Source organism: Nostoc sp. PCC 9305, from assembly GCF_963920915.1.
Classification (GTDB): domain Bacteria; phylum Cyanobacteriota; class Cyanobacteriia; order Cyanobacteriales; family Nostocaceae; genus Nostoc.
Genome location: NZ_CAWUDN010000002.1, coordinates 1 through 20,298, shown reverse-complemented (window position 1 = coordinate 20,298; position 20,298 = coordinate 1). Strand labels below are relative to the sequence as shown.

Annotated in this window: 22 protein-coding genes; 20 read left to right on the top strand and 2 right to left on the bottom strand. The window is 40.4% G+C overall.

Annotated elements, in window-relative coordinates; translation table 11 throughout:
• The first annotated feature begins 290 nt into the window (after positions 1-290).
• The 4 genes from ACM0OX_RS00950 (at position 291) to ACM0OX_RS00935 (ending at position 5,880) form a co-directional block, all read left to right on the top strand.
• Positions 291-2,147, top strand: coding sequence for an NAD(P)H-quinone oxidoreductase subunit F (locus ACM0OX_RS00950; protein ID WP_414512318.1), 1,857 nt, complete (start codon positions 291-293; stop codon positions 2,145-2,147).
• 132 nt (positions 2,148-2,279) lie between these two features.
• Positions 2,280-3,785, top strand: coding sequence for an NADH-quinone oxidoreductase subunit M (locus ACM0OX_RS00945; RefSeq protein WP_414512316.1), 1,506 nt, complete (start codon positions 2,280-2,282; stop codon positions 3,783-3,785).
• Positions 3,786-3,922: 137 nt separating this feature from the next.
• Positions 3,923-5,053, top strand: a complete 1,131-nt coding sequence (locus tag ACM0OX_RS00940; protein ID WP_414512314.1) for a CO2 hydration protein — start codon at positions 3,923-3,925, stop codon at positions 5,051-5,053.
• A complete protein-coding gene (locus ACM0OX_RS00935) occupies positions 5,050-5,880 on the top strand; it encodes a class I SAM-dependent methyltransferase (RefSeq protein ID WP_414512312.1) in 831 nt (276 codons plus the stop codon). The genes ACM0OX_RS00940 and ACM0OX_RS00935 overlap by 4 nt, the downstream gene beginning before the upstream one ends.
• A gap of 40 nt (positions 5,881-5,920) precedes the next feature.
• Here the strand turns inward: ACM0OX_RS00935 and ACM0OX_RS00930 are convergent, their stop codons facing one another.
• Entirely contained in the window at positions 5,921-6,391 is a 471-nt protein-coding gene (locus ACM0OX_RS00930) for a GNAT family N-acetyltransferase (protein WP_414512310.1), read from the bottom strand.
• Positions 6,392-7,037: 646 nt separating this feature from the next.
• On the opposite strand from ACM0OX_RS00930, the gene ACM0OX_RS00925 reads away from it, so the two are divergent.
• The 7 genes from ACM0OX_RS00925 (at position 7,038) to ACM0OX_RS00895 (ending at position 13,052) form a co-directional block, all read left to right on the top strand.
• Positions 7,038-7,541, top strand: a complete 504-nt coding sequence (locus tag ACM0OX_RS00925) for a hypothetical protein (RefSeq protein WP_414512308.1) — start codon at positions 7,038-7,040, stop codon at positions 7,539-7,541.
• 228 nt (positions 7,542-7,769) lie between these two features.
• Positions 7,770-8,093, top strand: coding sequence for a DUF6464 family protein (locus tag ACM0OX_RS00920; protein WP_335182658.1), 324 nt, complete (start codon positions 7,770-7,772; stop codon positions 8,091-8,093).
• Positions 8,094-8,384: 291 nt separating this feature from the next.
• On the top strand, positions 8,385-9,647 hold the full coding sequence (locus tag ACM0OX_RS00915) for an ABC transporter substrate-binding protein (protein WP_414512306.1): 1,263 nt from the start codon (positions 8,385-8,387) through the stop codon (positions 9,645-9,647).
• Between the two features lie 7 nt (positions 9,648-9,654).
• Entirely contained in the window at positions 9,655-10,605 is a 951-nt protein-coding gene (locus tag ACM0OX_RS00910) for a branched-chain amino acid ABC transporter permease (RefSeq protein ID WP_414512304.1), read from the top strand.
• A gap of 14 nt (positions 10,606-10,619) precedes the next feature.
• Entirely contained in the window at positions 10,620-11,222 is a 603-nt protein-coding gene (locus tag ACM0OX_RS00905) for a Uma2 family endonuclease (protein ID WP_414512302.1), read from the top strand.
• 53 nt (positions 11,223-11,275) lie between these two features.
• Entirely contained in the window at positions 11,276-12,208 is a 933-nt protein-coding gene (locus ACM0OX_RS00900; protein ID WP_414512300.1) for a branched-chain amino acid ABC transporter permease, read from the top strand.
• Between the two features lie 52 nt (positions 12,209-12,260).
• The gene (locus ACM0OX_RS00895) at positions 12,261-13,052 is read left to right on the top strand and encodes an ABC transporter ATP-binding protein (RefSeq protein WP_414512298.1); all 792 of its coding nucleotides are present in this window, start codon (positions 12,261-12,263) and stop codon (positions 13,050-13,052) included.
• 2 nt (positions 13,053-13,054) lie between these two features.
• Here ACM0OX_RS00895 and ACM0OX_RS00890 read toward each other — a convergent pair whose 3' ends face one another.
• A complete protein-coding gene (locus tag ACM0OX_RS00890) occupies positions 13,055-13,906 on the bottom strand; it encodes an Rpn family recombination-promoting nuclease/putative transposase (protein WP_414512296.1) in 852 nt (283 codons plus the stop codon).
• 161 nt (positions 13,907-14,067) lie between these two features.
• Between ACM0OX_RS00890 and ACM0OX_RS00885 the strand changes: the two genes are divergently transcribed.
• The 9 genes from ACM0OX_RS00885 to ACM0OX_RS00845 all read left to right on the top strand — a co-directional run bounded on the left by ACM0OX_RS00885 (position 14,068) and on the right by ACM0OX_RS00845 (position 20,148).
• A complete protein-coding gene (locus ACM0OX_RS00885) occupies positions 14,068-14,799 on the top strand; it encodes an ABC transporter ATP-binding protein (RefSeq protein WP_414512294.1) in 732 nt (243 codons plus the stop codon).
• An 11-nt stretch (positions 14,800-14,810) separates the two neighbouring features.
• A complete protein-coding gene (locus tag ACM0OX_RS00880) occupies positions 14,811-15,131 on the top strand; it encodes a hypothetical protein (RefSeq protein ID WP_414512292.1) in 321 nt (106 codons plus the stop codon).
• A 103-nt stretch (positions 15,132-15,234) separates the two neighbouring features.
• Entirely contained in the window at positions 15,235-15,474 is a 240-nt protein-coding gene (locus ACM0OX_RS00875; RefSeq protein WP_414512290.1) for a type II toxin-antitoxin system Phd/YefM family antitoxin, read from the top strand.
• A 53-nt stretch (positions 15,475-15,527) separates the two neighbouring features.
• Entirely contained in the window at positions 15,528-15,863 is a 336-nt protein-coding gene (locus tag ACM0OX_RS00870; protein ID WP_414512288.1) for a type II toxin-antitoxin system VapC family toxin, read from the top strand.
• A 34-nt stretch (positions 15,864-15,897) separates the two neighbouring features.
• The gene (locus ACM0OX_RS00865) at positions 15,898-16,461 is read left to right on the top strand and encodes a Uma2 family endonuclease (protein WP_414512286.1); all 564 of its coding nucleotides are present in this window, start codon (positions 15,898-15,900) and stop codon (positions 16,459-16,461) included.
• Between the two features lie 81 nt (positions 16,462-16,542).
• Positions 16,543-17,586: an endonuclease NucS domain-containing protein gene (locus ACM0OX_RS00860; RefSeq protein ID WP_414512284.1), complete on the top strand. Its 1,044-nt coding sequence runs from the start codon at positions 16,543-16,545 to the stop codon at positions 17,584-17,586.
• Positions 17,587-17,742: 156 nt separating this feature from the next.
• Positions 17,743-18,390 (top strand): histidine phosphatase family protein, encoded by a 648-nt coding sequence (locus tag ACM0OX_RS00855; protein WP_414512282.1) that lies wholly within the window; start codon positions 17,743-17,745, stop codon positions 18,388-18,390.
• Positions 18,391-18,474: 84 nt separating this feature from the next.
• Complete coding sequence (locus tag ACM0OX_RS00850) at positions 18,475-19,500, top strand: glucokinase (RefSeq protein ID WP_414512280.1); 1,026 nt, start codon at positions 18,475-18,477, stop codon at positions 19,498-19,500.
• A 45-nt stretch (positions 19,501-19,545) separates the two neighbouring features.
• Positions 19,546-20,148 carry a hypothetical protein gene (locus tag ACM0OX_RS00845; RefSeq protein WP_414512278.1) on the top strand — a complete coding sequence of 201 codons (603 nt, stop codon included), beginning with the start codon at positions 19,546-19,548 and terminating at the stop codon, positions 20,146-20,148.
• Positions 20,149-20,298 lie beyond the last annotated feature (150 nt).

Here is a 20,298-nt window from a genome sequence, read left to right as displayed (position 1 = left end):
ACTAGGTGAAACATATATAATTTTTTCAAATATATCGTATAAATTACTTTGGTTAAAGTAGAAATACAAATGTAAAAAGGTCGGTGATATTAAGGCAAGTAAATGCTTTTGCTTATGTAAAGTTATATTTTACTTATATTTAATAGGGTAGCGTTAAGTAAAAGTACTTCTAGAAGTTTAGTTAAAATAATAGTAAAGAAACATCGATATTTTGGTAAATTAATTTTATTAAATAAATAATTGGTTGGAATTTTTTTTAAATCAAGGCTGAGTCATCAAGGAAAATTTAAATGGATCAATTTCTATTTTCAACAAGTTGGTTTGTGCCTTTGTATAGCTTATTGGGTGCAATTTTGACCTTGCCGTGGGGAATAGGAATAATTCAGCGAACAGGGCCAAGACCTGCGGCATACATCAACTTGTTGACGACCGTTTTAGCTTTTGTCCATAGCCTGTTTGTATTTAAAAATATCTGGGATAGAGAGCCAGAAAACTTACTAATCAATTGGTTCAAAGCAGCAGATTTAGACTTATCTTTTTCCTTAGAACTATCGCCAGTCAGCATTGGAGCAACAGTTTTAATTACAGGGTTAAGCTTACTGGCACAAGTTTACGCTCTGGGTTATATGGAAAAAGACTGGTCGTTAGCGCGTTTTTTTGCGCTACTGGGATTCTTTGAAGCGGCGCTCACTGGTCTAGCGATTAGCGATTCTTTGTTTCTTAGCTATGCCCTATTGGAAGTCCTGACGCTTTCGACTTACTTACTGGTAGGGTTCTGGTACGCTCAACCACTAGTAGTAACGGCGGCGCGGGATGCGTTTTGGACTAAACGGGTAGGAGACTTGTTGTTGCTGATGGCTGTAGTGACGCTTTCTACCTTAGCCGGGAGTTTGAACTTTTCGGATTTATATGAGTGGGCACAAACAGCTAATTTAAGTCCCATGACATCGACGCTGCTAGGGTTGGCACTAATTGCTGGGCCTGCTGGTAAATGTGCCCAATTTCCACTACACCTGTGGTTAGATGAGGCAATGGAAGGGCCCAACCCCGCCTCGGTAATGCGGAACTCTCTGGTAGTAGCGGGTGGTGCTTATTTACTGTATAGATTTCAACCATTATTAGCACTGTCGCCAATTGCCTTGAATGCTTTGGTAATCATGGGTACAGTAACGGCGATTGGGGCCACATTAGTATCCATAGCTCAAATTGACATTAAGCGATCGCTGTCTCATTCCACCAGTGCATACATGGGGTTAGTGTTTTTAGCAGTGGGGTTACAGCAAGGGGGTGTAGCCTTGATGTTGCTGTTAGCTCATGCGATCGCTAAAGCATTATTATTCATGAGTTCAGGTTCAGTCATCTTGACTACCCAAAGCCAAGACTTAACAGAAATGGGCGGTTTGTGGTCGCGGATGCCAGCCACCACCACAGCCTTTGTAGTCGGTTCAGCCGGGATGGTAACACTGCTTCCCTTGGGAAGTTTCTGGGCAATGTTAGCATGGGCTGACGGTTTTGTGAGTATTAGCCCTTGGGTAATTGGGGTTCTAATATTAGTCAATGGTTTGACAGCATTCAATTTGACGAGAGTATTTAGATTAGTCTTCTGGGGTAAACCGCAACAAAAAACCCGTCGCACCCCAGAAGTTGGTTGGCAGATGGCCTTACCAATGGTGTTTCTGACAGTGCTGACTCTGCTTCTACCTCTGATGCTACAGCAATGGTACTTACTACCAGATTGGGAAAGTATTAATTGGTATGTGGTGTTAGCCTTGTTTAGTTCTACCGTAGCAGGGGTAGGTTTAGGGTGTACAGTTTATCTGCACAAAGCTTGGTCAAGATCCAGAATCTTGGCGTGGAGATTTCTGCAAGACCTGTTAGGTTATGATTTTTATATTGACCGAGTTTATTTTGTAACCGTGGTAAGTGTAGTAGGACTGCTATCTAAAATTTCTGCTTGGAGCGATCGCTACTTGGTTGACGGTTTTGTAAACTTGGTTGGGTTTGCGACAATTTTCGGCGGACAAACCTTAAAGTACAGCATTTCTGGGCAATCTCAGGGCTATATGTTGACCATCCTAGCAGTTGTCAGCGTCCTGGGTTTTTTCATCAGTTGGTCATTGGGTTTATTAGATAAATTGCCTTTTTAAGCGAGTTAGGAGTGAAAAGTTAAGAGTTAGGAGTTAGGAGTTAGGAGTTATTATTCTCCCCCTGCTCCCCTGCTCCCCTGCTCCCCTGCTCCCCTGCTCCCCTGCTTCCCCTGCTCCCCTTACCTAAAGTCTATGCTTAGTGTTTTAATTCTAGTGCCGTTAATCGGCGCAGCTTTAATTGGTTTCTCCCCTTCAAGCATTAGTGGAAAATTCGCCCGTGGGGTGGCTTTGGTTTTTGCCATTATCGCTTTCTTGTGGACAATCGTATTAGTAAGTCAATTCCATCCAGGAGAAATTACTCAACAGTTTGCTGAGTCTGTCCCTTGGGTAGATGCTTTAGGGTTAAACTATAACCTTGGGATAGATGGTTTATCTTTGCCATTGCTGGTTTTAAATGGATTGTTAACTGCCATTGCCATCTACAGCAGCGATGAATCGCTACAGCGCCCTAAATTTTATTACTCTTTAATCCTATTATTGAGCGCTGGGGTGACAGGAGCCTTTCTAGCACAGGATTTACTGTTATTTTTCCTGTTTTACGAATTGGAACTAATTCCACTGTATTTGTTGATCGCCATTTGGGGTGGCGCCAAACGGGGTTATGCTGCGACTAAATTTCTTATTTATACAGCCGTTTCCGGAATCCTGCTTTTAGCAAGTTTCCTCGGTATGGTTTGGCTGAGTGGTTCCTCTAACTTTGCACTAGCAACCTTGAACGCGACAACTTTACCTCTAGGAACACAGCTTTTATTGCTAGCGGGTATTTTGATCGGTTTTGGAATTAAAATTCCCTTGGTTCCCTTCCATACTTGGTTGCCAGATGCTCACGTTGAAGCTTCCACACCGATTTCCGTGCTATTGGCTGGGGTGCTGTTGAAGTTGGGAACCTACGGCTTACTGCGCTTTGGCATGAACTTGTTACCAGAAGCTTGGGCTTATCTAGCTCCTTGGTTGGCGACTTGGGCAGTAGTGAGTGTACTGTATGGTTCATCTTGCGCGATCGCCCAAACCGATATGAAAAAAATGGTAGCATACAGCTCCATTGGGCACATGGGTTATGTGCTTTTAGCGGCGGCGGCGGCCACACCTTTAAGTGTATTGGGTGCTGTGATGCAAATGATTAGCCACGGTTTGATTTCGGCAATGCTGTTTTTGTTGGTAGGGGTTGTGTATAAAAAAGCCGGAAGCCGTGATTTAGCAATTATTCAAGGATTACTGAACCCAGAACGAGGTATGCCAGTAATCGGTAGCTTGATGATTGTCGGAGTCATGGCCAGCGCTGGTATACCGGGAATGCTAGGGTTTATTTCCGAATTCGTAGTTTATCGGGGAAGTTTTCCAGTTTTTCCAGTGCAAACCCTGTTATGTATGCTTGGTACTGGTTTAACAGCAGTTTACTTCTTAATTCTCGTCAACCGCGCCTTTTTTGGACGTTTATCTGCACAAGTTACCAACTTACCACGTGTGTATTGGAGCGATCGCATCCCAGCTGCAATTTTAGCTGTGCTGATTGTGATTTTTGGCATTCAACCTGGTTGGTTAGTGCGTTGGACTGAACCAACAATTACAGCAATGGTAAATACCCAAAACGTCGTATTAGCAGTGTCCTTGGATAAAGCAATGGGGAATAGGGAATAGGGAATGGGGAGATGAGGGAGATAGGGGGACAAGGGGACAAGGGGGTAAACAAAACTCCTAACTCCTAACTCCTAACTCAGCACTCCTAATGCCCAATGCCCAATGCCCCAATCCTTAAACTTTTTGGAGAAATGGCAATGGTAACTATTAAAAAAAAAGCTACTCACAATCCCTTAGCTGAGTATATTGAACGTCTACAAAAAGGAGATGCATTACTCCCCGATAGTCCAGAAAATGTGCTGGAAGTGGTGGGTATTCTTAAAAGCTATGGGGTAGTTTTAGATGCTTACTCAAAAAATCTTAACTATATTGCTGAATATCAGTTTTTAGTATTTTTCCCATTTTTTAAATACTTTAATGGAGAGGTTTTTTTACAAAAATTACTCCGTCACTGGTGGCATGACCGAATCAATTTTGAATATGCTGAATATTGCATGAAAGCCATGATGTGGCACGGTGGCGGCGGACTAGATACGTATTTAGATACACAAGAATTTCAAGAAAGAGCGCAAGCCGTTATTAACGCAAAATTTAAAAATAATCCTTTAATTCTAGGTATTAACCAACTGTTTCCAGATTTCTTAACAGAACAGTTGCGTGTCTCTGCTTATTACACCGGTTTAGGTCAATTCTGGCGAGTCATGGCTGATATGTTCCTCAATTTATCAGACCGCTATGACCGAGGCGAAATTAAATCGATTTCTCAAGTTGTAGAACACATTAAAGCAGGGTTAGTCGCAAATGCATCAAACCCAATTACCTACGCTGTCAAAATTCGAGGTAAGGTCTATGAAATCATTCCCAAAAGCGTTGGTTTGACCTTCTTAGCAGATACAGCAATACCTTATGTAGAAGCAGTATTCTTCCGAGGAACTCCTTTCCACGGTACTGTTTCATACAATGCCCAAGGATATCAAATTCCCCCAGATCAAAGTCGATTTCAATATGGCGCATTGTATGCCGATCCTTTACCCATCGGCGGCGCGGGTATTCCTCCTACCTTGTTGATGCAAGATATGCGTCATTATCTTCCAGAGTATTTGCATGAAATTTATCGTCGCAGTCTTCGGGGTGAAGATGATTTGCGAGTCCAAATTTGTATAAGTTTCCAAAAATCGATGTTTTGCGTGACGACAGCAACGATTTTGGGACTGATGCCTCATCCTTTAGATACTAAAGATCCAAATGAGCAAAAAAATAATCAAGTTTATTTAGAGAAGTGGATGAGTCGTTTACAAACTTCGCGGTTGCTGGATGTGAATCAATGACAGATGATTCCACCATTACTCACGAGGCATTCAAGCAATTTGAGCGCGACAAATTTTCTCTTGTAGCTCAAGAATACGATCGCGCGATCGCTGTTGTGACTTCTCAGGTTGATGAAGCCATATTGGATGCCGTCGAAGCTAAGTCTGGTATTCGATTGCTGGATGTGGCTTGCGGAACTGGCTGGCTTAGTGCCGCAGCACTACAGCGGCAGGCTATAGTCACAGGATTAGACTTTGCAGAGAAGATGGTGGCCATTGCCAGAGTGCGATGTCCTCAAGGATCATTCCATCAAGGGGATGCTGAGAACCTAACTTTCGAGTCGGGCCAGTTTGAGGCGGTGGTTTGTAGCTTGGGTATCCTCCATTTCCCAAACCCAGAAAAAGCGATCGCTGAATCCTTTCGCGTACTCAAACCGGGAGGGCGCTATGCTTTCACCTGTTGGACACCACCAACGCGCAATCCGTTTATGGCTCTGATACTGGGTTCGGTGCAGACTTATGGCAGCATGGATGTGGATCTACCTTCTGGGCCACCCCTGTTTCGCTTTGGCGACCCCACTGAATGCGAAATGGTTTTAAGCACTCAGGGATTCACTCAGGTGTCTGTCGCAGAACTGCCCATCAAGTGGACTTTCTCTACACCTGAAGATGTGATGCCAAAAATTATTGTAAGTTCGGCGCGTCTGGGGTCGATGTTGGCAATGCAAAGCGATGAGCAACGGCGCAATATTGAAAACGCAATTATCGAGGGAGCCTCAAAGTATGTCACAGAAAATGGTGTGGAAATTCCCGCTTCTGTGGTGCTGGCTGTAGGTTACAAACCATAAGCTATAACAACTTTTTTTTAATTGCTGTAATCCGATGAATTTAGCAATTTTTGAAGTGTTTTTCCATGACAAAATTTATCAGTTTTTGCCCTCTACGCTCTACTTCTTGCTTTTTGATAACAATAAATCCCTGACTCTCAAAAAAAGGTTTAGCTGTAATACTGGCTTCTGTAAATAGCTTTTCCACCCCTAAAGAGTTTGCTTTTAATTCAATCTGTTCTAAGATTTTCTTCCCAACACCTTTCCTTTGAAAATCTTTATGACAATAGAAACGGTCAATATGACCATTAGCCTCTAATTCTCCAAAACCAATAATTTTATCTTGTTCTTCTGCTACATAAGTAAACTTACTTCCTAAACTTTTAATCCAAACTTCAATATCCATGTTTGCTGGTGCCCAAGCAGCTACTTGTTCTTGTGTGTAATCGTGAATATTCACTTCATGAATAGTGTCGTAGAACAATTTCATAATTTCTTTAGTATCAGCTATTTCGTATATTCTTATTTTCATAAAGTAATTAACGATCGCTAACTCTAATTAACAATATTATCAGTGTTGATGAGTCTGGATATTTCCACAGTGAAGCTCAGTTGGCTGCATTATTCTCGCTTCATCATAATAGACTTCTGGCATGAATCAATGAGCTTTCACCCTAAATCCCTCTCCCAAGCTTACACGGTGTATACACAAGTCTGAAATACCTGATGAATCTGGGTTTTACCCCACCCTAACCTCCCCTTATAAAGCAGGGCTGTTTCATTCGATCTCTTAAAGATTTTGTCAAGAGTATGAGTCAGAAATTTGCTTGATTGGGGAAAAGAAAAGCTACCACCTCAACGAGTAAATTTAAGTGCGATCGCGATTTTATTGCCCAATCAGATTTTTTAGTCACCTGACTTTTTTGCTTGAAACGCTTGTAAATCAGAGTCTTTTAGGGAATGAAACAGCCCTGCCTTATAAAGGGGAGGGAACTGGATTTCCGGTTTCCCTCAATATATCGGGGGGATTAAGGGGGGTAATTCGACTTGTGTGTACACCGTAGAGCTTGGGAGAGGGACTTTAAAATTCGCTGATGTTCAAGGTAAATTATTTTAGTACAAAAGTACTATTTACTGCTAAAATGCCTTACAAGTCAGCTAGCCTTGTTTGAGGTGGTATGAAAAAAATCCAAGACACGGACAAAAAGCCCATTTTGCGGAAAGTTTCGTTGTTGCAGCCTAAATCTGTAACTACTGCGATAGTGCCACTGCGACCCCAAAAGGAAAAAATCATCAGCGAAGGGGAGCGTTTGATTACACAAGTTGAACGTATCAATCGGATGGCAGGAGAGTTAGAAGCAGCGATATTCGAGTTGAAAGCGATCGCTAACACCCTGAATACTCAAAAAAGCTACCCAGTTCTAAATCAGGTGTCATGCAAAAATATTTGTCAGTATTTTACAGTTAGCGTTCCTTGGGTGAAACGAAAGCCTGACAACTCATTTATTCTGACGACGCGAAGAGTTGATTTATTCCGAGCCGAAAGGGAAGCCACACAGTTAGCACAGCAACTTCGTCAGCAAACCAAAAAAAGATTAGCATTGCAGCCGACAAAAAACAAGAATGGGGCTGAGGCTGACACAAAATGCTTGTTCAAAAAGGTGTTAGTCAACAAATCTTAAAATTATCAACATTCAACGGCATCTCACCCTTGAGGTTGTAACAGTTATGCTGATTGAAGTGGCAGAAGGAACTTATTCTTCAAAATTGTTAGATACCACACTGCCATTATTTCTTTGCAACCATAGTTGGCGACAAAGAAACAAAGCCGCCCTAATATTTGCACTTCCGTAAAACCAGAGTGTAACATCAGGGACAATCAATCAGCGCCCAGAAGAGGTAAAAAGAAGGTGTTAAAGACACTTTTAGTGATTGCCGTTGGTTTTTTACCGTCCCTGTTTTCCCTGTGGATGATCCGTAGAACCCAGCGATCGCGCTTGCGGATGAGGCAAGCAGCCATGAATTTTCCAGTGGTACAGGGACGGCACAACGTCAGACCTGTGTCAGGCGATCGCTATTATTTAGAAGGCGTGGGTTATTTAATTGGCGATATCAGCTGCAAGTTTAATGCTCGGTCTGGTTACATCCGCTGTGCGATCAATCCTGAAGGCCCATGTAACGGTTGCCGTCACTACGAACCTAGAGAATTAACTGGTAATGAAAAAAGCACTTAAGATTGCTTACTTAATACTCAACCGACCTAAAATTACCTGGTTAACACAGACGCTCTGACGCGGATAATTTTCCAGCGACTTCATAGCAGTAGAACCAGGGAATGATAAAATCATTACTAATTATAATAATTTGTATTTACAAGCACTTTGAATATTTCTCTTTGCATGGTGAAATAAGAATGATTTAATAGAATTCGTGCAAAAGTGTAAATCTGCATCATTTTGTTTGCAGATTATAAGCTTTACTATTAACTCTTGCCGAATATCTCATAACTAGATGATTATCTAACGATGAACAACGCGATCGCTCGGACAACAGCATTATTATCAACTTGCGCTTTGCTACTAACAGGCTGTGGTGGTGGCACTAATACAGTCACAAATTCTCCCACTAATACTCCAAATAGTACCCCAAATAACACTGCAACCAATACCCCAGCAACAACAGGTACATTATCAGGTGGTATTCCCATCGGTATTGGTGTTGCCCAAACTAGCAATGTGGCATTACTGGGTCAAGAGCAAGTCGCTGGAGCCAAACTTGCCCAGAAGTATTTCAATAGTAAAGGTGGTGTTAATGGCACACCAATTAAATTAGTTTTTCAAGATACTAGCGGTGATGAAGCAGGAGCAATTAACGCTTTTCAAACTCTAATTAATAAAGATAAAGTTATTGGAATTGTCGGGCCAACTTTGTCACAGCAAGCCTTTAGTGCCGATCCGATTGGCGAACGGGCAAAAGTACCAATTATTGGGCCATCAAATACTGCTAAAAATATTCCTGAAATTGGTGATTACGTTGCTCGTGTTTCTGCACCAGTTTCCATCGTTGCACCTAATTCGGTGAAAGCTGCACTGAAGCAAAATCCTCAACTTAAAAAAGTTGCAGTTTTCTACGCCCAAAATGATGCATTTAGCAAGTCAGAAACGGAAATCTTTCAGCAAACAGTTAAGGATCAAGGGCTGGAATTGGTTACAGTCCAAAAATTCCAAACCAGTGATACAGATTTTCAAAGCCAAGCTACCAATGCAATTAATCTCAAACCAGATTTGGTAATTATTTCTGGATTGGCTGCTGATGGCGGTAATTTAGTTAGGCAATTGCGTGAACTAGGTTATAAAGGCTTAATTGTCGGTGGAAATGGTCTAAATACATCAAATTTATTGCCAGTTTGTAAAGCACTTTGTGATGGCGTATTGATTGCTCAAGCCTACAGTCCAGAACATCCAGGTGAAATTAACGCAGCGTTTCGTAAAGCTTATATTGAAGAATATAAAAAAGAACCACCCCAATTTAGCGCCCAAGCTTTTGCAGCAGTGCAAGTTTATGTCGAAGCACTGCAATCTTTAGATAAAAAGAGCAAAATCAACAAACTACAGCTATCAGAATTACGGACGCAGTTAAACAAACAAATACTTGAAGGAGCATACAATACACCATTAGGTGAAATTGGTTTTACTCCCACAGGTGAAGTTGTGCAAAAAGATTTCTATGTTGCTCAAATCAAAATGGAAAAAGACGGAAGTCAAGGTAAATTCACATTTCTAAAATAGTTGCTCCATGAATATCAATATCTTTTTGCAGCAATTATTAAATGGGTTGTCCATTGGCAGCGTCTATGCGATTTTTGCCTTGGGATATACCTTGGTTTATTCTATTTTGGGCATTATTAATTTAGCTCATGGGGCGATTTTTACCTTGGGTGCATATTTCACTTATGCACTTATGGGTGGGAACTTTGGATTTAATGGCTTGCTGGCTAATGCAGTCTTGCCGATAAAATTACCATTTGCTATAGCCTTGATTTTAGGAAGCACCTTGGCGGGATTGGTAGGGGTAGTGATGGAACGCGTTGCTTTTCAACCTTTGCGGCGTCAAGGCTCCGATCCTTTGCTAACTGTTGTTTCCAGCTTGGGGGTAGCAGTGGTAATTGTGAATTTAATCCAGTATTTAATAGGCGCGGAAAGTTACACATACCCCGCAAATACTTACGGTAATTTGCCGCCTGCGATTAACTTTGGTAGTCCAGAAAACCCAATTCCGATTCGCAGTGTTCAGGTGGTAATTTTTACTGTGTCAGTTGTAATTGTGGCAATTCTTACCTATTTTATCAATCGAACTAAATATGGTAAGGCAATGCAAGCGATCGCAGAAGATCCAACTACAGCTAGTTTGTTAGGAATTAATAGCGATCGCTTTATTATCCTAACATTCTTCATCAGCAGTTTTTTAGCAGGATTAGCAGGAACTTTAGTTGCCTCTAGTGTTAGTATTGCAGGGCCATATTTCGGCATTGCTTTTGGTTTACGGGGTTTAGCGGTAATTGTCTTAGGTGGTTTAGGTAGTATTCCCGGTGCAGTGTTGGGAGGTTTGTTAATTGGATTAGTAGAGGCGTTTGTCCCTGCTGATTATTCTGGATATAAAGATGCAGTAGCGTTTGCAATTTTGTTTATCATGCTATTAGTTAGACCTCAAGGTTTGCTAGGACGGCGGTTTATTCAGAAAGTTTAAAGAGACGTAGCGCTATGAAAACATATACCAAACAAAAGTTACGTTTTGACCAATTTTTAGAACATTGTCCAGAGTCAGGTTTATATGAACTTGTGGATGAAGAAATTGTAGAAGTGCGTGCAACCAGAAATCATGATGATGTCGCTGACTTTACGGCTGACTCTTTCAAAGATGAAATTAAACGTCTAAATCTTAATTACGTAGTAAAAAACACAGCAGTCTTTAAAACTATAACTGCCAATGGCATAGAGCAAGGGCGCAAGCCTGATGTAAGTGTCATAGATAAAGATAAATGGCGCTCAAATTGTTCTGCTTATGCTGCACTTGAAGAACCTATCCAATTAGCTGTAGAAGTGACATCAACTAATTGGGAAGATGACTACATTGATAAATTAGATGAATATCAACGCTTAGGTATTACAGAATATTGGATTGTGGATTATTTAGCAATTGGGCTAAGAGAGTATTTGGGAAATCCAAAAGTTCCGGCTGTGTTTGTTTTTCTATTAGATGATGAGGGTAAATACCAATGCACACATTTTAGAGGTTCAGAACGAATTGGATCGATAACTTTTCCTGAACTGGCGCTGACAGCAGGGCAAATATTAACAGCTTAAGAGTTGATAAAAGCGATAGTTTGATTAAACTTAATCAAAATATATTAAATAAAATGGCTGATTTCTTCGCTACTTACGCTTCTTTGATTGTCTCTATGGTATTGGGGGCGCTATTAGGGTTATCGCTTTACTTACCGCTAATGACAGGACAATTGTCTTTAGCTAGCCCAGGATTTTATGCTTTAGGTGGGTATATTGCAGCAATTTTATCCACAAAAGTTTTGACATCTAGCAGTAGTTTATTTCCAATTCACTTGTTGTTATTGGAGATGTTAATTGCTGGTGTAATTTCTGGCTTATTGGGTATCTTAGTCGGAATTCCAGCATTGAGATTGCGAGGAATTTATTTAGCGATCGCAACTATTGCTTTTGTGGAAGTTCTGCGCGTCATCTCTCTCAATTTAGATATTACAGGCGGTGCTGTTGGGATTTTTGGTATTCCTCAACCTTTCCAAACACAACTTGAATATTTATGGATTGTTCTGCCTTTACTATTAATTAGTATGGTGCTACTTTATCGTTTAGAACGTATCCGCGTCGGCAGGGCTTTTATCGCGATCCGCGAAGATGAATTAGCTGCGGGTGCAATGGGAATCGATCCGACTTATTACAAAGTTTTGGCGTTTACATTAGGGGCTATGCTTGCAGGGGTTGTAGGTGCAATTAGCGCTCACTTCCTCAATACCTGGAATGCTCGTCAAGGTACTTTTGATGCCAGCATTATATATTTAACTTTTGTTTTAATTGGTGGTTCAAGAACTTTTTTAGGCCCAGTAATTGGAGGTATGGTATTTACAGCTTTACCAGAGATTCTGCGAAGCCTAGCTGATACTGGTGGTTTACCTAACTGGTTAGCACAGTTTTTGCGAGATGGTAGATTAATTATTTTTGGCTTACTAATAGTAATAGGTACAATCTTTTTTCCCCAAGGGCTAATTACTCCAGATATTTTTCAAAGAAAAAAACGAACCGCAAAGAAGGAATAATAGTTTCAGAGAGTGATTGTGTAAGTCTTATAATTCATAATAATATGCAAAAATGTCACATAGTATTCCAGCAGCTAACAGCAATATTGTCTTAGAAGCAAGAGCATTAACTCGCCGCTTTGGTGGTTTAGTGGCGGTAAATAATGTATCTTTTAGTGTAAATAAACATGAGATTTTTGGATTGATTGGCCCTAATGGTGCTGGCAAAACAACATTGTTTAATTTGATTACTGCCTTTATTCCACCTTCTAGCGGTAAATTAATTTATCAAGGTGCAGAAGTTTCTCAACTGCGTCCTCATCAAATTGCTGCTTTAGGTATCGCCCGTACCTTTCAAAATATCCGCTTATTTGGGGAATTATCGGCGTTAGAAAATGTGATAATCGCCCGACATTTACACACCAAAAGTAATATGATTACAGGTGTTTTAGGATTACCACCAGCGCCTCGTGAAGAATTAAAAACTAAGCAAAAAGCTTTAGATTTATTAGATTTGGTGGGATTGAGCGATCGCGCTGACGAAAAAGCCAAAAACTTTGCTTACGGCGATCAGCGACGGCTAGAAATTGCCCGCGCTTTGGCATTACAACCGCAAATTTTACTTCTCGACGAACCGGCGGCGGGAATGAATCCCAACGAGAAGCAGCAATTGAGTGAATTTATCCGTAGCTTGCGCGATCGCTTCAAGTTGACAATAGTTCTTATAGAACACCATGTACCATTAGTTATGGGTTTGTGCGATCGCATTGCTGTATTAGATTTTGGTCAATTAATTGCCTTGGGTGAACCATCTGTAGTCAGAAATGATCCGGCTGTAATTGAAGCTTATTTAGGAAATGAATGAATTTACGTAGACAAAATTACCACAAATTCGTCTAAAGAACTCACTGCGATCGCGCTATCCATTAAAGTTTCTAATTTTTCCACACTTTCACCCTCAAGCCTTGCTTCCACTTCATGAGGAATTTCACCAAAGCGTCGTCGCAATACTCGGATTAACTGCTGTCGCGCACCCTGTTGAACACCTTGCTGAATACCTCTTTGCTCAATTTCTTGATACCAAGGCGATTCTCGCAATACTGCCATATCCCACCTCATGATTTGTTGAACTAAAGGCGTGTCTAACACAAAGCTAGCAAAAAATGCCAGCAATGATTCTAATTGGTTCAACTGTACATCTGCTCGTAGCGCCTGTAATGCGCGTTGCACAACTGATACCTCTCCCCCTCCTCGCAGGATTGGCACAAAGGGTAACAACGATGGTAGCGGTTGCTGAAACACTATCTCAGCATCGATTTCCCACAAATTAATCACGCGATAATCTTGGATGGCACGTAATCCCAAAAATTCCTGCTCGTAACTACTGACAATCGTTAAGGTGGATGGGGGCGGTAAGATGTTAACCAGTACTGGGTAAGTTGGCAATCGGTAGCGTTCTTGTGCCAAGGCAGCATAGGCTCTCATCCGTAAAGGCATCTGTGCCGTGTAACGCAGTTGTAGTTCGTTGAGTACGAGAAAATCGCCGTGAGTAGCACTGTATGCCTTCACCAACACATCCGTTTCGCGGCTAATCCACTGAAATTCAGAGCCGAGAATTTCTTTCGCCACGACTTCAGGACGCTGTGTTACCCACTGTACCCATGCATCGGGAGCTAAATTAATTAGTCGTTTGCTACCAATATCTGCTGCTTTTGCCACAGGATGCTTGATATCTTTGTCAGTAATTAATAGTACATCATAAAGATTGCAGTATTCTGGCGTTGGTTTTTAAGTTGAAGCAATGTCTACGCACTGTTTTAAGAAATGTATGATTGATGTATCTTAGATTTTGAATCAACATTTCTGGATGTAAACCGCCAATGAATGCCGATAGTAAGCCAAACTATACAATTTTAGAAGTTCAAGAACTTGATGTTAATTATGGCGGTATTCAAGCTTTAAAAAAGATTAATTTAATTATTCAAAAAGGCGAGGTAGTTACTCTAATTGGTGCTAATGGTGCTGGAAAAACGACTACACTCCGTGCCATATCTAAAGTAGTTAATCCTAAGAGTGGCGTAATTATCTATAATGGACATAATATTACCCGCCGCCAAACTCACGAAGTTGTACAACTTGGTATCGCCCATTGTCCAGAAGGACGCAGAGTATTAGCGCGGCAAACAGTATTTGATAATTTACTTTTGGGTGCTTATATTCGCTCCAATCAAGCCGAGATCAAAGCAGATATTCAGCGCCAATTTGAGCTATTTCCGCGTTTATCACAAAGACGCAATCAACTAGCAGGAACTCTCAGCGGTGGCGAACAACAAATGTTAGCGATCGCTCGTGCTGTAATGAGTAAACCACAACTCTTACTTTTAGATGAGCCTAGCTTAGGTTTAGCACCTGCGATCGTCCGGGAAATCTTCTCAATTATTGAAAATCTCCGGGCTACAGGCGTGACTATTTTGTTAGTTGAACAAAACGCAAATCTGGCGCTGCAAATTGCCGATCGCGGTTATGTTTTAGAGGCTGGTTCTATAACTTTAACAGGTGCAGCATCAGAATTAATTAGTGATGAACGAGTTAAAAAAGCTTATTTAGGGTAAATACTATATTGATGTTTACATTATTTAAGGGTTCAACATTTGAAGATTTCCTTAATAAAGTGCGTTTGCGTCCTGGTCTGTATCTAGGTAAGAAATCTTTAACTGCGCTACAGGCTTTGCTACTTGGTTATAATATAGCAGTTGTTGAACACAATATCCCTGAAGTAGAGCAACTAAATTGCGATCTAGAAGAAAAGTTTGATAAATGGTTACGCAAAAATTATCACATGGGTAACGCTATAGGTTGGTATTTATTCATCATCAATTCAACTCAATCTGAGGTAGAAGCATTTCATAAGTTCTTTGAACTTTGGGATGAGTTTCGCAAATAAATTATTTAACAGGTACAGCAACAGAACTGATTAGTGATAAGCGAGTGAAAAAAGCTTATTTAGGGTGATGATTATAGTAGAGTAATAATCCAATGAATTTCTTATGGACTGGATTAATGTCGATGAAATAAAACGTGACTTATTAGGCTACCTTCAGCGCGTTGAAGCTGGGGAAACTCTTATAATTATACGTGGTGGAAAGCCAATTGCTGAAATTAAACCGACGGTAAAATCACCTGAACTCTCTAGACCATTCGGACTCTGTGCAGGAGAGTTTATTGTACCCGATGATTTTGATGAACCACTGCCAGACAATATTATAAGTGAGTTTGAGGGTAAATGAAACTCCTACTAGATACCCATATTTTTCTCTAGTTTATTAGTAGCGATCGCCGTTTGTCTAATACGTTTATAGAGATTATTCGTAATACTGATAATGATGTATATCTAAGTATAATTTCTATTTGGGAAGCAACCGTTAAGTATCAATTAGGCAAATTACCTTTACCTCAATCACCTGAGATTTATCTGCCGATACAGCGTGAGCGGCATTTGATTAATAGTCTTCCTTTAACAGAGGATAGTGTTGTACAACTTAGCAAGCTTCCTAATATCCATCGCGATCCGTTTGACCGAATGCTAATTTGTCAAGCTTTGCAGCATGACCTTACTATTGTGACTGTCGATGATGCAATTCGTGCTTACCCAGTTAAAATTTTAAACGATACATGATTGTTGTATGTAAAAAATTAGGAAGTACAAGCAGATGGTAAAATCACCAACTAAACCCCTAAGTTTAGAAGAGTTTTTGAAACTACCAGAAACAAAGCCTAGCTCAGAATACATTAACGGTCAAATTATTCAAAAGCCTATGCCACAAGGAAAACATAGTAAATTACAGGGGAAGTTAGTCACAGGGATCAATGAAGTAGTTGAAAGTCGAAAGATTGCCCTAGCTTTTCCAGAATTGCGATGTACTTTTGGCGGACGTTCAATTGTCCCTGATGTAGCTGTATTTGCTTGGGAACGGATTCCCTTAGATGAACGGGGAGAGGTGGCTAATGTTTTTCACACGCATCCAGACTGGACAATTGAGATTCTTTCACCCGATCAAAGCCAGACTAAAGTAACCGGAAATATACTACATTGTTTAAAACATGGTAGTCGTTTAGGTTGGTTAATTGATCCAGGCGATCGCTCTGTTTTAGTCTATCCACCAAAGCAGCAACCAGAACTTTTACAAGAAGAACATGAAATATTACCAGTTCCCGATTTAGTTAGCGGTTTTCAATTAACTGTAGGGCAACTATTTGGATGGTTGAAGTTATAAGCAATTATATAAATTAATATCTAGCTTTGGGAATACTAAAGGTAGGTAATTTACTCAAGTTAAAGCGAGATAATGGATTTCGTGAATTTAATAAAAACGGGTAATAGTTGGAAATTTGCGACTGAAGCTGATTTAGAAGATTTTGTCTGGGCTAATTTAAATGAACTTTTCGGATTAATACCACTAAAGCGACAATATTATGTTAATGGTCAAATTTGCGATATCTTAGCGTTGGGTGAGAAGAAACAGTTAGTAGTACTGGAATTGAAAAATGGTGAAGACAGATATATTGTTCAGCAACTAACTCGGTATTATGAAGCTTTACTTGAGAATAAACCCTTCCAGGAAGAGGTTGATTATGGACAACCTATTGGTTTAACAGCTATTACAGCCAGATTTCATAGAGATAATTTTATAGATAAAAAGTATAATTGTCTATCTATTCAATTTTTACGCTTTGAAGTTTTGACAGATGATGAAAGATTTTATCTACATTTAATAGATATTAATAATCAAAAAATTTTAGAGTTAGAAATTTTTTATCAAGAAAATAATATTTCCATTGAGGATCTTCCTCAGCAACCAAAAGCACTTAATAAAATTTTAAGTTTCTGTAATCCTCAGCAACAAGAAAAGTTAATCCATATCCGGCATAAAATTCTTATGTTTGATAGACGTATGCAAGAATTTTCTATGCCTGGAAGCATTAAATATGGAAAACCGACAAGTTGTTTTTGTGCTGAAATTTGTTCCGATAGTAAGGGACAGCCAGTATTATTTTTATGGTTGCCTTTAAACTATTCTGATGGTAAAAAGATTGGCAGAATGAAAATTTGGACAGATTGGGAAAATTATACTTTAATTGAAGGCCATGTACCAAAAGGAATCCGCACAAAATCAATTAGCAAAACTGAAAAACAACGTCAAAAAGAAGTTGAAATGAAAATCTTATGGAGTCATTCAGGAGGTATAAGGTACAAAATCGGTAGCAAGGAAGTGAGTGAAACGGAATACATCAACGAAGATAAAAGACGACATCAAGAGTATCAAAATGCTATTAAATCTCGAAAAACTTTGAATGAGCTAGTCGATATTGCTTTAGAGATTTGGCTAAAAAGGCTTTAAGAAAAGCTACATTGACAACACTTATAACTTTTCCTAATCACTAGTATTATTAAATATTATTACGATTTTTGTCCTATATTAATATTTGCAGGCCTCCTTGCAGATATCTATATATTTGTTTAGCGGCGAATTCTATTCACCGGAATGATTAAACTTATGAGTCAAATAGTCTGGATAGCAAGACACGCTAACCGCCTCGATTTTGTAAACCCCGATTGGTTTCTCACCGCCGAACGACGCTACGATCCACCCTTGTCTGATGATGGTATGCTTCAGGCACAGCAGTTAGCTAGACGATTGAAAAAAGAAAAGATTGGACATATTTTCGCTTCTCCTTTTCTGCGAACCGTACAAACAGCAAATGCAGTTGCAGAAATGCTCAACTTGCCGATTAAACTCGAAACAGGTTTGAGTGAATGGCTAAACCCAGTTTGGATGACGGAAGAACCCGAAAGACTCTCAACTCCAGCTTTAGCGAAGTTATTCCCCAGAATTGACACCAGCTATACCTCGCGTATCGCCGCCAAATTTCCTGAAACCCACGAAAAAGTGCGAGAACGTTCTGGGCAAACTGCTAGATGTTTAGCTACTGAGTTCTTCCCAGAGGATATACTGCTAGTGGCGCATGGTGCATCTGTGTTAGGCGGAGCAATGGGGCTAGTAGGGGACATTGCCAAAACAGAAGTTAAGGCTTCTTTGTGTTCTTTGGTAAAAGTGGTACGCCAGGAACCAGAATGGTTATTGGAACTAACGGGAGATACTTCCCATTTAACCCACATAGAAGAAGTTATTCGATTTGCTTAAACCTCTGATAGAGATTTGCGTTCATGCCTTCTGCTACGTTGGGTATATCCTACAAAAAAAGTAATTAATTCACGAATAAATTCTATGACTTTGTTACTAGCAGGAGACATCGGCGGGACGAAAACTATTCTGCGATTGGTTGAAACATCAGATTCACCAGCTTTACATACTATTTATCAGGAAAGTTACCACAGTGCTGATTTTTCTGATTTAGTACCTATAGTGCAGCAGTTTTTGGCCAAAGCTAATACACCCATACCAGAAAAGGCTTGTTTTGCGATCGCAGGCCCCATTGTCAAAAATACTGCCAAACTGACCAATTTAGTCTGGTTCCTAGATACCGAACGTCTACAAGAAGAATTGGGTATCCCGCACATTTCTTTGATTAACGACTTCGCCGCCGTTGGCTACGGCATTTTAGGTTTAGAAAAACAAGACTTGCTGACGTTGCAAGTTGGCAAATCTCAACCCGAAGCCCCGATTGCAATTATTGGTGCTGGTACTGGTTTAGGCCAAGGATTTTTAATTAGACAGGGAAACGACTATCAAGTTTTTTCTTCAGAAGGTGGACACGCTGACTTTGCCCCTCGCAACGAAATCGAGTTTCAACTGTTGAAATACCTGTTGGGTAAACATGATATCCAGCGCATTTCTGTAGAACGCGTAGTTTCTGGAATGGGTATTGTAGCAATTTACCAATTTCTGCGCGATCGCAAATTTGCTGCCGAATCACCAGATATCGCCCAAGTTGTGAGAACTTGGGAACAAGAAGCTGGACAAGAAGAGAAAAGTGTCGATCCCGGTGCTGTCATTGGTACGGCTGCACTAGAAAAACGCGATCGCCTCTCGGAACAAACTTTGCAATTATTTATAGAAGCTTACGGTGCAGAAGCCGGCAATCTTGCCCTGAAACTTCTACCTTACGGTGGCTTATACATTGCTGGTGGAATTGCGCCTAAAATCCTGCCTTTAATCCAAAACAGCGGTTTCTTATTAAATTTCACCCAAAAAGGTAGAATGCGCCGCCTCCTCGAAGAGATCCCCGTGTATATTATCCTCAACTCACAAGTCGGCCTAATTGGTGCTGCTTTATGTGCTGCTAGGTTATAACAGCTGGCATCATCAGTGAGATCGGCATCTCAAAGGGCAAAAAATATGACAGTTAAAAGTCTGTTGCCACTAATAGCCGCCACCTTTATCTGTGGTGGCTCTGTTCTTGTGGAAGCGCGTCAACCCAAATCTCCGGTAGCTGTTGTCAAACCAAAGGTTTCTCAACCCGTGCAGCCACAATGGAAGTTATTCACCGCTCCAGATGGACGTTTTACAATTTTGATGCCGGGAAGCCCCAGCAGAAACACCGAATACCAAAAAACTTATATGGGGGAAATTAACCTAGAAATATTTATCGCTCAACCACCAAAACAGCAAGTAGCATACATAGTTGCTTACAATGATTTCCCTTATAGTTACGGTCAAATGGCGGATCCTCAAGCTGTACTTAATAATGCACGGGATATGGCTTTAAAGACTACGAAAAGTAATTTAATTAGTCAACGAAACATTCGTAGTTACAATAATCATCCCGGCAAAGAAATTGAGTACATCAATTCTGGAGGGAAAATTACTATAAGTAGAATGTATCTTGCCGAAGGAAGACTATATCAAGTAATGGCAATAACTACAAAAAAACAGCAGAAGACACTAGCTAAAACCATTACTGGGTATTTAAATTCTTTCAATGTAGTTTTGAAAAAGTGAGATAAATAAAACTTCTACTATATTAGCCTTGTAATCAATTGCAGGGCTAAGATAGCGTTTTATAGTCATATAACATCAGATTAACTCCCTCGCGTGCGGGGCTACGGTGTACACACATCTTTCTAGAAAACCAAAATCGTCGTAGATCCC

Excerpts from the sequence above, each read along its gene's own strand:
- ACM0OX_RS00885 (WP_414512294.1), top strand. The coding sequence starts at position 14,068 with ATGAATGCCGATAGTAAGCCAAACTATACAATTTTAGAAGTTCAAGAA.
- ACM0OX_RS00930 (WP_414512310.1), bottom strand. The coding sequence starts at position 6,391 with ATGAAAATAAGAATATACGAAATAGCTGATACTAAAGAAATTATGAAA.
- ACM0OX_RS00910 (WP_414512304.1), top strand. The coding sequence starts at position 9,655 with ATGAATATCAATATCTTTTTGCAGCAATTATTAAATGGGTTGTCCATT.
- ACM0OX_RS00900 (WP_414512300.1), top strand. The coding sequence starts at position 11,276 with ATGGCTGATTTCTTCGCTACTTACGCTTCTTTGATTGTCTCTATGGTA.
- ACM0OX_RS00915 (WP_414512306.1), top strand. The coding sequence starts at position 8,385 with ATGAACAACGCGATCGCTCGGACAACAGCATTATTATCAACTTGCGCT.
- ACM0OX_RS00880 (WP_414512292.1), top strand. The coding sequence starts at position 14,811 with ATGTTTACATTATTTAAGGGTTCAACATTTGAAGATTTCCTTAATAAA.
- ACM0OX_RS00905 (WP_414512302.1), top strand. The coding sequence starts at position 10,620 with ATGAAAACATATACCAAACAAAAGTTACGTTTTGACCAATTTTTAGAA.
- ACM0OX_RS00940 (WP_414512314.1), top strand. The coding sequence starts at position 3,923 with ATGGTAACTATTAAAAAAAAAGCTACTCACAATCCCTTAGCTGAGTAT.
- ACM0OX_RS00945 (WP_414512316.1), top strand. The coding sequence starts at position 2,280 with ATGCTTAGTGTTTTAATTCTAGTGCCGTTAATCGGCGCAGCTTTAATT.
- ACM0OX_RS00895 (WP_414512298.1), top strand. The coding sequence starts at position 12,261 with ATGTCACATAGTATTCCAGCAGCTAACAGCAATATTGTCTTAGAAGCA.
- ACM0OX_RS00850 (WP_414512280.1), top strand. The coding sequence starts at position 18,475 with ATGACTTTGTTACTAGCAGGAGACATCGGCGGGACGAAAACTATTCTG.
- ACM0OX_RS00855 (WP_414512282.1), top strand. The coding sequence starts at position 17,743 with ATGAGTCAAATAGTCTGGATAGCAAGACACGCTAACCGCCTCGATTTT.
- ACM0OX_RS00865 (WP_414512286.1), top strand. The coding sequence starts at position 15,898 with ATGGTAAAATCACCAACTAAACCCCTAAGTTTAGAAGAGTTTTTGAAA.
- ACM0OX_RS00845 (WP_414512278.1), top strand. The coding sequence starts at position 19,546 with ATGACAGTTAAAAGTCTGTTGCCACTAATAGCCGCCACCTTTATCTGT.
- ACM0OX_RS00875 (WP_414512290.1), top strand. The coding sequence starts at position 15,235 with ATGGACTGGATTAATGTCGATGAAATAAAACGTGACTTATTAGGCTAC.
- ACM0OX_RS00950 (WP_414512318.1), top strand. The coding sequence starts at position 291 with ATGGATCAATTTCTATTTTCAACAAGTTGGTTTGTGCCTTTGTATAGC.
- ACM0OX_RS00925 (WP_414512308.1), top strand. The coding sequence starts at position 7,038 with ATGAAAAAAATCCAAGACACGGACAAAAAGCCCATTTTGCGGAAAGTT.
- ACM0OX_RS00935 (WP_414512312.1), top strand. The coding sequence starts at position 5,050 with ATGACAGATGATTCCACCATTACTCACGAGGCATTCAAGCAATTTGAG.